Raw genomic sequence first — 12,524 nt, forward strand, 5'->3', positions numbered from 1 at the left:
CAGGAATTGTATTTTTGAATAGAAAAATCAGCAGAAACGCCTATATGGACCGGATGAAACGTTCCTTTAAAGACAAGCACCACGGCCGCGCGCCAGCCGAACTGGGGCCATCCCAGCGCCAGTTGCGCGCCGGCGAATTGGTGCGCCACGCCCTGGTCGAAATCCTCCGCGAGGAAGAAATTCACGACGAGGCGCTGCATAATGTCTCGATCACGGTTACCGAAGTGCGCTGCTCACCTGATCTGCGCCACGCTACTGTGTTTGTTGAACCGCTCGGTGCGGGTCTCGGTGGCGTGACGATTACGAAAGAGCAGATCGGCCCGGCGGTTGATGCGTTGAATCGGCATTCGAAATTCCTGCGCGGTATTCTCGGCAAGCATATCGAGATGAAATTCACGCCCGACCTGCGCTTCCTGCATGACGAAAGCTTCAATGAAGCCGCGCGCATCGATGCGTTGTTCATGCGTCCGGATATTGCACGCGACCTGCATCACGATGATGAGGACGAAGAATAATTAAGTAAGAAACCCCACCACCAACGCGCAAGAGCGCGTCGGTCCCCCTCCCCGACAAGCGGGGAGGTATAAGGTTTTCTTTTCTTGTACCTCCCCAGTTTACTGGGGAGGGGGACCGCACAACGACGCGAAGCGGCTAGATGTGGTGGTGGGGATTCTTGCTTTCTTACATTTGGAGGCCACTTGGCACGTAAGAAAAAAGGCGAGGCAATCCACGGCTGGATCTGTTTCGATAAACCGCTGGAAATGACCTCGACCTCGGCGGTCGGCAAGATCCGCTGGCTGTTCCAGGCGCAGAAGGCCGGTCACGCCGGCACGCTCGATCCGCTGGCCACTGGCATCCTGCCTATCGCGCTCGGTGAGGCGACCAAGACCGTCCCCTACCTGATGGAAGCCGACAAGGTCTACAGCTTCACCATCACCTTTGGCCGCACGACCGACAGCTACGACGCCGAAGGCCGCACCATTGCCGAATCCGATGCGCGTCCCACGAAGGAAGCCATCGAAGCCGCCATTCCCCAGTTTATCGGCCTGATCGAACAGGTGCCGCCGGCCTTTTCCGCCATCAAGGTCGATGGCAAGCGCGCCTATGACCTGGCCCGCGAAGGCGTCGAGGTCGAGCTGAAGGCGCGCGAGATCGAGGTTTTTGATCTGGCGCTTGACGCTTTCACCGGCGAGACGGCCAGCTTCACGCTTCATTGCGGCAAGGGCACCTATGTCCGCTCTATCGCCCGCGATCTGTGCCTGGAGCTGGCCGTCTGCGGCCATGTCACCACCCTGCGCCGCGAAGCCGTGGGTGCGTTTGAGACAAAAGACTCAATAACACTGGAAAAGCTTGAGGAATTAGTGCATAGAGGCGCCCATCTTGAGGCTTTGCTTGGCGTAGAGACGGCACTGGACGACATCCCGGGCCTGCCTGTGACGCAAGACGAGGCCGCAAGATTGAAGCAGGGACGCGACCTTGCCCTTCTGCCCCGCCAGATTGAACAGCTTCGAGCGGCTCTGAAAGCCCGTCATGACGACGGCTATCTGGAGTTTCCCGATACGGTTCAGGCGGTACTGAACGGACAGGTCCTGGCCTTGTGCGAACTGCGCGGCGGGACATTGCATCCGACGCGTCTATTGAACCTATAGCTTCTCAATAAGGAGAAACCCGATGTCGATTACTGCTGACCGCAAGTCGGAAGTCATCAAGACCCACGCTCGTACCGCCAATGACACCGGCGGCGCCGAAGTTCAGATCGCGATCCTCTCGGAACGCATCGCCAACCTCACCGAGCACTTCAAGGAACACAAGAAGGACAACCACAGCCGCCGCGGCCTCCTGAAAATGGTATCGCAGCGTCGTCGCCTTCTCGACTACCTGAAGAACCGTCACGCCGACCGTTACGCGGCGATCATCGAAACCCTCGGCCTGCGCCGCTAGGTTTTGCGACTACCAAGGGCTTGGGGGCAACCTCAGGCCCTTCTCCATGATTAGCCGCTCTCAAGCAGCGATAGCGGTAGAGCAACTAAAAAACTCGCCAATCGGCGATTTATACACCTCGATCAGACCTGTTCTGATATGCTTATACACCCCGCGAAACACCGGTTTCGCTTATACGCTGGGCCAAAACGAAAAGGCCCCTTACACGCGCCGCTTAATCGATAAGCGGCCGCCTCCCGAACAGCATGGGGCTGTTCCGGAGCCGAATGAAAGAAACGAAATGTTCGACATCAAAAGAAAATCCATCGACTGGGCGGGCCGCAAGTTCACCCTGGAAACCGGCCGTGTCGCCCGTCAGGCCGACTCCGCCGTGCTGGCCACCTACGGTGAGACCACCGTTCTGGCCACCGTCGTTTACGCGCGCAAGCCGAAGCCCGGCCAGGACTTCTTCCCGCTGACCGTCAACTATCAGGAAAAGACCTTCGCCGCCGGCAAGATCCCCGGTGGTTATTTCAAGCGCGAAGGCCGTCCGTCGGAAAAAGAAACCCTGGTTTCGCGCCTGATCGACCGTCCGATCCGCCCGCTGTTCGTCAAGGGCTTCAAGAACGAAGTGCAGGTCGTCTGCACCGTCCTGTCGCACGACATGGAAAATGATCCGGATATCGTCGCCATGGTCGCCGCCTCCGCTGCCCTGACCTTCTCCGGCGTACCCTTCATGGGCCCGATCGGCGGCGCCCGCGTCGGTGTGATCGATGGCGAATACGTCCTGAACCCAACCCTCGACCAGATGAAGGAATCGGAACTCGACCTCGTTGTCGCCGGCACCCAGGACGCCCTGATGATGGTCGAATCGGAAGCCAAGGAACTGTCGGAAGACAAGATGCTCGGCGCCCTGATGTTTGCCCACCGCGGCATGCAGCCGATGATCGACGCCATTCTTGAAATGGCTGAACATGTCGCCAAGGAACCGTTCGACTTCGAAGCCGAAGATTTCTCGGGCATCGTTGCCGATATCAAGAAGCTGGTTGGCCAGGACATCCGCGACGCCTACACCATCCAGGAAAAGCACCCGCGCCACGAAGCCGTCGGTGCCGCCAAGTCCAAGGCCGCCGAAGCGCTCGTCGTCTCGGAAGCCAATCCGAATGGCGTTGACGCCGCCAAGTTCGGCGCCGCCTTTAAGGAATGCGAAGCCGAAGTCCTGCGCCGCGACATCATCGAGCACGGCAAGCGCGTTGACGGCCGTGCCGTCGACAAGGTCCGCTCGATCGTCTCGGAAGTCGGCATCCTGCCGCGCACCCACGGTTCGGCCCTGTTCACCCGCGGTGAAACCCAGGCCCTGGTCGTCGCTACGCTCGGCACCGGCGATGACGAGCAGTTCATCGATGCCCTGGAAGGCACGTACAAGGAGAAGTTCCTCCTGCACTACAACTTCCCTCCGTACTCGGTTGGCGAAACCGGCCGCATGGGTTCGCCCGGCCGCCGCGAATTCGGCCACGGCAAGCTGGCCTGGCGCGCGGTTCGTCCGATGCTCCCGGCCGCGGAAGACTTCCCCTATACGATCCGCCTGGTCTCGGAAATCACCGAGTCGAACGGCTCCTCCTCGATGGCGACCGTCTGTGGGTCTTCGCTGGCCCTGATGGACGCCGGTGTGCCGCTGAAGTCGCCGGTTTCGGGTATCGCCATGGGCCTCATCCTTGAGCCCTCCGGCGAATACGCCATCCTGTCCGACATTCTGGGTGACGAAGATCACCTCGGCGACATGGACTTCAAGGTCGCCGGTTCGGCCAACGGCATCACCTCGCTGCAAATGGACATCAAGGTGGCCGGCATCACCGAGGAAATCATGACCAAGGCTTTGCGTCAGGCAAACGCCGGCCGTCTGCACATCCTTGGCGAAATGAACAAGGCCATCTCGGGCGCTCGTGAAGAGCTGGGCGAGTTCGCGCCGAAGATCGAAACCATCAAGATCGCCACGGACAAGATCCGCGAAGTGATCGGCACCGGCGGCAAGGTCATCCGCGAAATCGTCGAAAAGACGGGCGCGAAGATCGACATCGCCGACGACGGCACGATCAAGATCGCCGCTTCCGAGCAGGCCAAGATCGACGCCGCGCGCGACTGGATCAAGTCCATCGCCTCGGAGCCGGAAGTGGGCGCCATCTACAAGGGTAAGGTCGTGAAGGTCGTCGATTTCGGCGCATTTGTGAACTTCTTCGGCGCCAAGGACGGCCTGGTCCACATCTCGCAGATCAAGAACGAAAAGGTCGGCAAGACCTCTGATGTTCTCAATGAAGGCGACGAAGTGAAGGTGAAGTTCCTGGGCTTTGACGATCGCGGCAAGACCAAGCTGTCCATGAAGGTGGTCGATCAGGAAACTGGCGAGGACCTGACCGAGAAGCTGGAAGCTGAGCGCGCCGAGCGCAACGCTGCCCGCATCGCTTCGGGCGAAGAGCCGGAACTGGAAGCCGCTGAAGGTGGCGAGCGTGAAGGCGGTGATCGTCCGCGTCGCCCGCGCCGTCCGCGCCGCGACTAAGAGTTAGGGGTGAAGGGGCCTGTGGCCCCTTCGTCTTTTATCTTAAAAAAGTCTGCCATTCCTTTTGAGGGATGGCAGGCTTTTTTAATGCAAGGTGAGGGGTCACGGACCCCTCAACCCCATAACTCGACAGCGCGGACGGCTATTTGTGCAGTCTTTTTGGTAAATTTTTGAATTCTTGCACTAATGCCGAAATATTTTTGTCGGCTTCATCATGCCGCTCCTGTTTTCGGAGCGCGTCGAATTTTTCGTACTGCTTTTCGGCTTTTAATTTGGCATCGGATGCTTTGATTGAGCCGCCAGTCGATAAAACAGACCGGCCAAGCTGCTTAAGCTGTTGATCAAGCAAGACCTGAGCATCCTGCATGACAACGAGACGCCCGATATCAAGCTGATCCTCAAATATATCCAACAGGATGCTGGTCAGGCGGTTTAGCTCTTTTATCTCGCTCTGCATGAGATAATTCTTGGAGACACTGACATCCGTTTTCCGGATATTGTCATTGGGCCAGGTTTGCAGTCCCATATTTTCAGCGTTGTGATCGGCGCGCCGCGCGATTAGTTCCGAGGGCGTCAGCGAAGTCACGGCGTAAACCAGCTTGGCCTGTGTGCGCTGGTAAAATTCGCGGGCGCTATCGTTTGTACCGTCATAGTCCTGGCACATGGCGCAGATGTTGCGCAGTTCCCTATAAAGGTTGGCTTCATCGGAGCGGATATCCCGAATGATTTCGCGGAGTTCGGCAATCCGATCAAAATTTTCAGGTTGCTTGAGGCGTTGGGAATCGACAACAAAGCCCTTGGTGGCAAACTGAACCAGTATGGTCGTCGCCCAACGGCGAAAAATTGTCGCTTGTTTGGACGATGCGCGATAACCAACTGAAATGACCATATCCAGATTGTAGTGGTCTATGTGCCTAACGACCTGCCGGTTCCCCTCTTGTCGAACTTGTGCAATTTTTGCACTTGTTCCTTCTGCATCCAATTCGCCTTCCGCATACACATTAGCAATATGTTTGGTGATGACGGAACGGTCTATGCCAAACAGATCACTGATCTGAGCCTGCGTCATCCAAAGGCTATCACCCTGATAGCGTATATCCAACCGTAGTCCCTTGTCTGTGCCGTAGACAAGAAATCTGTCACCTGTTTCAGCATCTTCAATCAGATGTACGGGTTCATTCTTTTCATTATCCATTGTACGATCCGAATTGGCTGATTTCGGAACATTATAGCAACATTATACTGTTATCAATCGGACAATCAACATTTCGGTATAACCATGACCACCCTCACCGACCAAATCCTTGACCGTAATGCCGTGCTCTTGCTGGCTAACAAGGGCGAGCCGGTCACGCTCGTCGGTTGCGAACTGGATGAGGTCGATCTGTCCGACCTGATCCTCAATGGCTGGGTGTTTGATCAATGCCTGTTCCGAAAGGCGAAGTTTGTCAGCGCCAGGCTGGACGGCGCGCAATTTATCTCCTGCAAGGGTGCTCACGCCGATTTCACCAGCGCCGACCTGGCCGAGGCCAGGTTCACCGCCTGTGATTTTAACAACAGTCGCTTTCGCGGCGCCACGGTTTCACAGGCACAGTTCCGCCGCTGCAAGCTGACCGGCGCCAATTTCAACGACGCCAAGGCGCTTGATGTCCTGTTCGAGGAAACCCGCCTGAACGACGCCAAACTGCGCAATTTCGCCTTCAACAAGCAGACCCTTAAATCCATCGACCTGACCAATGCCGAGTTGCAGCGCTGCGATTTCCGCGGCGTGGTCTTTGAGGATTGTTCCCTGCGCGATGCCGTCCTGACCGATGCGCGCTTTGAAGGCGCCGACCTGCGCGGCACCGATATCGGCGGCGTACGTCTGGAAGATGCCCGCCGCTTCAAGGGCGCGACCATTTCCCGCGCCCAGGCGGCAGAACTGCTGTCAGAGCTTGGCCTGCACGTTCGGTAATTAAATCCCCTCGCCGCCATAGATCGGGTTGTGGATGCCGCACTCGACCTTTTCCGAATCCGCCCAACGGCCGGAACGCGCGTCTTCGCCGGCGGCCACCGGCTTGGTGCAGGTAAAGCAGCCGATCGAAGGGAACCCCTGCTCGACCAGCGGATGCGGCGGCAGGTCGTGGTTACGGAAATAGGCCTCGATGTCCTCCGCCGTCCATGTGGCGAGCGGATTGACCTTGAAGTGCTTGCCATCGAATTCGACGATCGGCAGCTTGGTGCGCGTGGCGCTCTGGTGGCGCTTGCGGCCGGAAATCCAGGCGCCATAGCCTTCCATGAAGCGATTGAGCGGCCGCACCTTGCGCAGATCGCAGCATTGATCGGGGTTCGTGCGCCACAGGGTATTCTTGCTGTCTTCCGCGCCGGCCTCTTCCGCATCGGCTTTCAGGTTGACCAGGTTGGTCAGGCCGAGCTTTTTTACCAGCTCATCGCGGTACTGGATGGTCTGGAAGAAATGGCGATCGGTGTCGAGGAAGATAACCGGCAGGTTCGGTTCGATCTGCGCCACCATATGCAGCAGTACGGCGGAATCGGCGCCGAAGGACGACGACAGGGTGATATCGCCGACGAACTCTTCAGAAATCGCCTTTTGCAGGATTTCCTGCGCGGTCAGGTGTTCCCAGGCCGCGCTCAGGGCTTCGGCGCGCAGCGAGCCGTGCGTTTTTTTCTGGTCTTTCAGTATGTCGATCAGGATCGTCATAACGGGAATATTCCTAGCCCTCGGCGGCGTGCCGCAGAGCCCATACGGGGCGCTTGTCGTCCGCCGCCCCTTGGTAAAATACGCTGAAACGGGATTTGGCCGCTTCAATAGCCTGTGCCGGGTCTTTGTCCTTGACCAGGAACTCATCGAAACCACAGCGCAGCATCTGGAAAAGCTGGTCGCGCAGCACGTCGCCGACCGCGCGGATGACGTGGCTGTAGCCGGCTTCGCGCAGGATACGTGCGGTGGAATAGCCGCGGCCATCACGATAGCCAGGGAAAGCCACCTCGATCAGGGTGATCTTCTCGATGAAGGGCAGCAACAACCGCACATCGTCACCGGGATTGATGCGGACACCGTAATGACCGTTCAGGCCATCGAGTTCACGCAGGGCGCGGTCGAAACCGAGCACATAGGGACCATCCACGCCGGTGGTCTCTTCGTCGGCCAGCAGCGTCCAGCCGTCGGGGATGATTTCGCCGTCATTGGTGACGAGTTGCGCTTCATGCGCCGAATTAAGCGGGCTCATGCAGCGCCTCCGCGAAGGTGTTACGGCCGACCCGTTCGAGCGTATCGATAAAGCGCTCTGCGTCGGAAGTCCGCAAGGTGAGATAGAGTTGGACCACGCGCTCGATGGCGGCGGGCACGGCTTCGGCCGAAAGGCCCTTGCCGGTGATCTGGCCGAGCGCGGCCTTCTCGTCGGCGCGGCCGCCCAACAGAATCTGGTAAAATTCGATGCCCTGCTTGTCGACGCCCAGAATTCCGATGTGGCCGACATGGTGGTGACCGCAGGCATTGATGCAGCCGGAAATCTTGATCTGCAGATCGCCGATCTTGTCGGTCAGGTTGGCGTCCTCGAAACGCTTCGAGATTTCCTGCGACAGCGGGATCGAGCGAGCATTGGCCAGTGAGCAGTAATCGAGGCCGGGGCAGGTGATCATGTCGGTGATCTTGCCGGCATTGGCCGTGCTCAGATTGACCGTGTCGAGCTTCGCATACAGCGCATAGAGATCGCGTTTGGCGACGTGCGGCAGGATAATGTTCTGCTCGTGGCTGACGCGCAGTTCGCCGTAGCCGAATTCATCGGCGACATCGGCCATCAGGTCCATCTGAGCCGAGGAGGCATCACCCGGCGGCAGGCCGATTGGCTTCAGCGAAATGGTCACCGACACATGGTCGTCGCGCTTGTGCGGGTTGGTGTTGTTCTTCACCCAGCGCGCAAAGGCGCCATCGGCCGTCTGCTGGCGCTCCAGGGCCACGCGGTCGAATGGCGCATCGATATAGGCCGGATCGGGGAAATAGCTCTTGATGCGCGCCACCTCGGCGGCGGGCACGTCGATGGCGGCCTTGTCGAAGGTTTCCCACTCTTCTTCCACCTGGCGCTTATATTCGTCAGGGCCCAAGGCGGCGACCAGGATCTTGATACGCGCCTTGTAGCTGTTGTCGCGGCGGCCATAGCGGTTATAGACTCGCAAACAGGCTTCGAGATAGCTCAGCAGCTTGTCACCAGGCAGCCCCTTGCGGATGCAGTGCGCCAGCGAAGGGGTCCGGCCCATGCCGCCGCCGACATAGACATCGAAGCCCTGCGGCGTCAGGTGCAGGCCGATATCGTGCAGGCGGATGGCGGCCCGGTCCTTGTCAGCGCCGGTGATGGCGATCTTGAACTTGCGCGGCAGGAAATTGAATTCCGGATGGTTGGAAGACCACTGGCGGATGACCTCGCCCCACGGACGCGGATCGTCATGCTCGTCACGCGCGGCGCCGGCGAACTGGTCGGTCGTGGTGTTGCGGATGCAGTTGCCCGAGGTTTGCAGGCAGTGCATCTCCACTTCGGCGAGGTGCTTCAGGATTTCCGGCACCTGGGCCAGCTTGATCCAGTTGAACTGCAAATTCTGGCGCGTGGTGAAGTGGCCGAAATCACGGTCATAGGTGCGGGCGATATAGGCCAGCTTGCGCATCTTGGCCGAGGACAGCACACCATAGGGCACGGCGATGCGCAGCATGTAGGCGTGCAGTTGCAGATAGACGCCGTTCATCAGGCGCAGCGGCTTGAACTGGTCTTCGCTGATCTCACCGGCGAGGCGGCGCTTCACCTGGTCGGAAAATTCGCCGATGCGGTCCTGCACGAAGGCATGGTCGAACTGGTCGTAAACGTACATCTTAGTTCTCGAAAATATCTGCGCGATTGAAGGCGCTGGAAAGGGCGTCGGCGGTCTGGCCGATCGTCGGGCCGTTGGCGCGGACAAATTCACGCACATGCTCGCGTTGCACCGGATTGCCGGCGTCGGTCAGCGGAATGAGATAGGGCGCGACCACCTCGGTCTCGCGCTTTTGCCACTCCGCCAGGGCGGCCTCGGCCTGCTCGTCACTCAGGCGCGCGGCATGGGCGGCATCCTCGACCCATCCAGTTTCGGAAAACCAGATGGTCAGGCCGTCGGTCAGGCGGTTGGCGGTCAGTAACTTCATGCGTTGGCTTTCACGGCTTCTTCGATCACGCCGGTCAGCGCGGTCTGGTCTTGATAGAGGCTGGCCACCTCGCCGATGATGACGAGGGTAGGGCCTTTCGGCGGGTTGGCGGCTATGGTGTCGGCCAGCACGCCCAAATGAGTGAGGGTGCGGCGCTCGTTCGGGCGGGTGCCGTTTTCGATGACCAGGGCCGGCGTATCAGGCAGCCGCCCGTGCGCCATCAGCTTGCCGGAAATGATCTTCGACGTGGCGACGCCCATATAGACGACCAGCGTATGATGCGGCGCGGACAATGCCGACCAGTCCAACATGAGCGGGTTGTTATCGCTGTCGCCGTCTTTTGCATGGCCGGTGATAAAGGTAACGCTCTGCGCATGATCACGGTGGGTCAGCGGTACGGCCGCCGAGGCCGCGCAACCGAGGGCCGCCGTGACGCCCGGCGTGATATGGACGTCTATACCGGCAGCGCGCAGGGCCTCGACCTCTTCACCGCCGCGACCGAAGACGAACGGATCGCCGCCCTTGAGGCGCACGACACGTTTGCCCAGGCGGGCCTGTTCGACCAGCAGTTCGTGGATTTGCTCCTGCGGCACCGAATGGTTGGAGCGTTCCTTGCCGACATAGAAGCGGTCGGCGTCGCGGCGCGCCAGATCCATAATGCCGTCACCAACCAGGCGGTCATAGACGATGACATCGGCCTCGGAGAGCAGGCGCAGGGCTTTCAGGGTCAGCAGTTCCGGATCGCCCGGACCGGCGCCAACCAGATGAACCACGCCGGTGCGCGGGGTGTTGACCAGGGTGAGAGCCAGTGCCACGGCGTCATCGATCCGGCCTGTGCGCGCCAATTCGGCGGCCGGCGATGACAGGATGTTTTCCCAGGCGCGGCGGCGATCATCCGTGTTCGGAATAAGTTCGCGTAAACGTGGCGACAGGGCCGTAGCGAAGGCGGCGACGTCCGTCTCTGAAGGCGGCACGGCGGCTTCGATCTTGCGGCGGGTTTCGCGGGCGAGCACCGGGGCTGTGCCGCCGGTGGCGACGCCGATGCTCAAAGAGCCGCGATCGATAATGGCCGGCACATGGAAATCGGAGAGATCGGGGAAATCGACCACATTGAGCGGCGCGCGTGAGGTGCGGGCCAGGGCCGCGCCCTTTTCTGCCAGCGCGCGATCCTCGATGGCGACGATGATCAGCGCGGCATCAGTCAGTTCGGCGGCTTCCGGCCAGCGCGGTAGAGCGTCGGCCAAGTCGGCCAGCGGCGCAAAGACGGTCACTGTCGCCGGGGTGCGCTTCAGCAGGGTCAGCTTGCGGATCGCCCACGCGCCGGCACCGATCAGGACGACCTGACGGTTTTCCAGCGGCCATGACAGGGGCAAAGCAAGCATATGAGCCAAACCAAAAGAGGGACCATACAATATGATGCCCTCTGCAGCCCCTTATTTAAGGTTTTGCGCCCGCGAAATAAAGCGATGGTTTGTCGTGCGTCGGTTTAGGGCGGCTAAACGGCACCTAATGACTGGCGCCGTCCCATTTGGTGATCTTGAGCGCATCGAGGTCAATGGCCGGAATGCAGCGCAGATTGATGCAGCGCATGGGCTTGCCGTCCGGTCCCTGGCCTTCGGAATAGGGAGCGATGCCGCAGGTCGAGCAGAAATGATGGTGCAGGCGGCGGGTGTTGAAATTGTAGGTCGAAACGCCCGATTCCGGCGTTTTGAGTTTAAAGGCATCGGCCGGCACGAAGGCCAGCAGCCCGCCGCGCCGCCGGCACATCGAGCAGTTGCAATCCAGTCCCTCATTGAAATCGCCCTCGACCTCAAAGGCGATGTGGCCGCAATGGCAGCTTCCCTGGTGCAGCATGATGTCTCTCCTTTGAGGGAAATCTTGTCTGGAAGGCATAAGAAAACAATGCGGGAGACAACCGGTCGCAGCGACCCGATCCTGTCAGTATGCTATAAAGCGGCCATGAGTTCAGAACATGCCCCAAATGAACATGCCCTTGAAGCTAGACGCAAGATCCGCGCAGACGCCGCCGCTATCGGTGTGGATGAAGCCTTTATCTCGAAGCTGGTCGATGAATTCTACAGCCGTGTCCGCGTCCATCCGCAACTGGGGCCGGTGTTCAATAATGCGGTCGATGACTGGCCGGATCACTTGGCGAAGCTCAAGCAGTTCTGGGAATCCGTAGCGCTCAATGCCGGGGTCTATTCTGGCCGTCCGATGCAGGCGCACATGAAGGTCAAATCCATCGAACCGGCGCATTTCGGCGAGTGGCTGTATCTCTTTGAGCAGACCCTGCGCGATATTGCGCCCTCGGATGAGGCCGTGGAATATTTCATGGTCCGCGCCAATCGGATCGGCGAGAGTTTGAAACTAGGGCTGTTTTTCAGGCCGTAAGTGATGTTATTTTAGGCTTTTGGTTTTAATAACTTTTGAGCCTAGTTCAGTGTTCGTTTTGCGTCCGGCAGGTCAAGTGAGAAGGTCGGGATGATGACCTTCAGGGGCCGGCCGTCTTCATTCTCAAATATATAGTAGCCGCTCATGGAACCGGAGGCGGTGCTCAAGGGGCAGCCGGAGGAATAGCTGAAGGTCTCGCCAGGCTTCAGCACCGGGGTTTCGCCGACCACACCGGGGCCATTGACATATTCGACATGACCACGCGCATCCATGATCGTCCAGTGGCGGGTTTTGAGCTGCATCGTCTCGTCGCCGCCATTGATCAGGGTGATATGATAGGCCCAGACGTGGCGCATGTCCGCCCCGCGCCTGTGGGCCTCGGGCGGCACATATTCGACCTCGACGCGGACGGTAATATCGTGGCTGGTGTGCTGGTAAAACATGTTTATCGCTTGCTCACTCGGATAAGCTCTCTTAAATGGTGCGCCCGAT

14 protein-coding genes are annotated in these 12,524 nt (G+C 59.3%); 6 read left to right on the forward strand and 8 right to left on the reverse strand.

What is annotated here, in order from left to right:
• Positions 1 to 53: 53 nt before the first annotated feature.
• The 4 genes from rbfA (at position 54) to pnp (ending at position 4,474) form a co-directional block, all read left to right on the forward strand.
• The gene (gene rbfA, locus ACTHND_RS07145) at positions 54 to 515 is read left to right on the forward strand and encodes a 30S ribosome-binding factor RbfA (protein WP_090650157.1); all 462 of its coding nucleotides are present in this window, start codon (positions 54 to 56) and stop codon (positions 513 to 515) included.
• A 183-nt stretch (positions 516 to 698) separates the two neighbouring features.
• Entirely contained in the window at positions 699 to 1,649 is a 951-nt protein-coding gene (gene truB / locus ACTHND_RS07150) for a tRNA pseudouridine(55) synthase TruB (protein WP_440177191.1), read from the forward strand.
• 22 nt (positions 1,650 to 1,671) lie between these two features.
• A complete protein-coding gene (gene rpsO, locus ACTHND_RS07155; RefSeq protein ID WP_440177193.1) occupies positions 1,672 to 1,941 on the forward strand; it encodes a 30S ribosomal protein S15 in 270 nt (89 codons plus the stop codon).
• Between the two features lie 280 nt (positions 1,942 to 2,221).
• Positions 2,222 to 4,474: a polyribonucleotide nucleotidyltransferase gene (pnp, locus tag ACTHND_RS07160; RefSeq protein ID WP_440177195.1), complete on the forward strand. Its 2,253-nt coding sequence runs from the start codon at positions 2,222 to 2,224 to the stop codon at positions 4,472 to 4,474.
• Positions 4,475 to 4,616: 142 nt separating this feature from the next.
• Here the strand turns inward: pnp and rhuM are convergent, their stop codons facing one another.
• On the reverse strand, positions 4,617 to 5,669 hold the full coding sequence (gene rhuM / locus ACTHND_RS07165) for a RhuM family protein (RefSeq protein WP_440177197.1): 1,053 nt from the start codon (positions 5,667 to 5,669) through the stop codon (positions 4,617 to 4,619).
• An 84-nt stretch (positions 5,670 to 5,753) separates the two neighbouring features.
• Between rhuM and ACTHND_RS07170 the strand changes: the two genes are divergently transcribed.
• Complete coding sequence (locus ACTHND_RS07170) at positions 5,754 to 6,428, forward strand: pentapeptide repeat-containing protein (RefSeq protein ID WP_440177199.1); 675 nt, start codon at positions 5,754 to 5,756, stop codon at positions 6,426 to 6,428.
• On the opposite strand, the gene ACTHND_RS07175 is transcribed toward ACTHND_RS07170, so the two are convergent.
• The 6 genes from ACTHND_RS07175 to ACTHND_RS07200 form a co-directional block, all read right to left on the reverse strand.
• A complete protein-coding gene (locus ACTHND_RS07175; RefSeq protein WP_440177201.1) occupies positions 6,429 to 7,175 on the reverse strand; it encodes a phosphoadenylyl-sulfate reductase in 747 nt (248 codons plus the stop codon). It lies immediately after the preceding gene.
• A 13-nt stretch (positions 7,176 to 7,188) separates the two neighbouring features.
• The gene (locus ACTHND_RS07180) at positions 7,189 to 7,704 is read right to left on the reverse strand and encodes a DUF934 domain-containing protein (RefSeq protein WP_440177203.1); all 516 of its coding nucleotides are present in this window, start codon (positions 7,702 to 7,704) and stop codon (positions 7,189 to 7,191) included.
• Positions 7,691 to 9,334 carry a nitrite/sulfite reductase gene (locus ACTHND_RS07185; RefSeq protein ID WP_440177205.1) on the reverse strand — a complete coding sequence of 548 codons (1,644 nt, stop codon included), beginning with the start codon at positions 9,332 to 9,334 and terminating at the stop codon, positions 7,691 to 7,693. The genes ACTHND_RS07180 and ACTHND_RS07185 overlap by 14 nt, the downstream gene beginning before the upstream one ends.
• Position 9,335: 1 nt before the next feature.
• Positions 9,336 to 9,641 carry a DUF2849 domain-containing protein gene (locus ACTHND_RS07190; RefSeq protein ID WP_440177207.1) on the reverse strand — a complete coding sequence of 102 codons (306 nt, stop codon included), beginning with the start codon at positions 9,639 to 9,641 and terminating at the stop codon, positions 9,336 to 9,338.
• A complete protein-coding gene (gene cysG, locus ACTHND_RS07195) occupies positions 9,638 to 11,023 on the reverse strand; it encodes a siroheme synthase CysG (protein ID WP_440177209.1) in 1,386 nt (461 codons plus the stop codon). The genes ACTHND_RS07190 and cysG overlap by 4 nt, the downstream gene beginning before the upstream one ends.
• 124 nt (positions 11,024 to 11,147) lie before the next feature.
• Positions 11,148 to 11,495 carry a GFA family protein gene (locus tag ACTHND_RS07200; RefSeq protein WP_440177211.1) on the reverse strand — a complete coding sequence of 116 codons (348 nt, stop codon included), beginning with the start codon at positions 11,493 to 11,495 and terminating at the stop codon, positions 11,148 to 11,150.
• Between the two features lie 105 nt (positions 11,496 to 11,600).
• On the opposite strand from ACTHND_RS07200, the gene ACTHND_RS07205 reads away from it, so the two are divergent.
• The gene (locus tag ACTHND_RS07205; protein WP_440177213.1) at positions 11,601 to 12,032 is read left to right on the forward strand and encodes a group III truncated hemoglobin; all 432 of its coding nucleotides are present in this window, start codon (positions 11,601 to 11,603) and stop codon (positions 12,030 to 12,032) included.
• 41 nt (positions 12,033 to 12,073) lie between these two features.
• Here ACTHND_RS07205 and apaG read toward each other — a convergent pair whose 3' ends face one another.
• On the reverse strand, positions 12,074 to 12,475 hold the full coding sequence (gene apaG, locus ACTHND_RS07210; protein ID WP_440177215.1) for a Co2+/Mg2+ efflux protein ApaG: 402 nt from the start codon (positions 12,473 to 12,475) through the stop codon (positions 12,074 to 12,076).
• Positions 12,476 to 12,524 lie beyond the last annotated feature (49 nt).

Source organism: Asticcacaulis sp. (genome assembly GCF_051954415.1).
Taxonomy (GTDB): Bacteria; Pseudomonadota; Alphaproteobacteria; order Caulobacterales; family Caulobacteraceae; genus Asticcacaulis.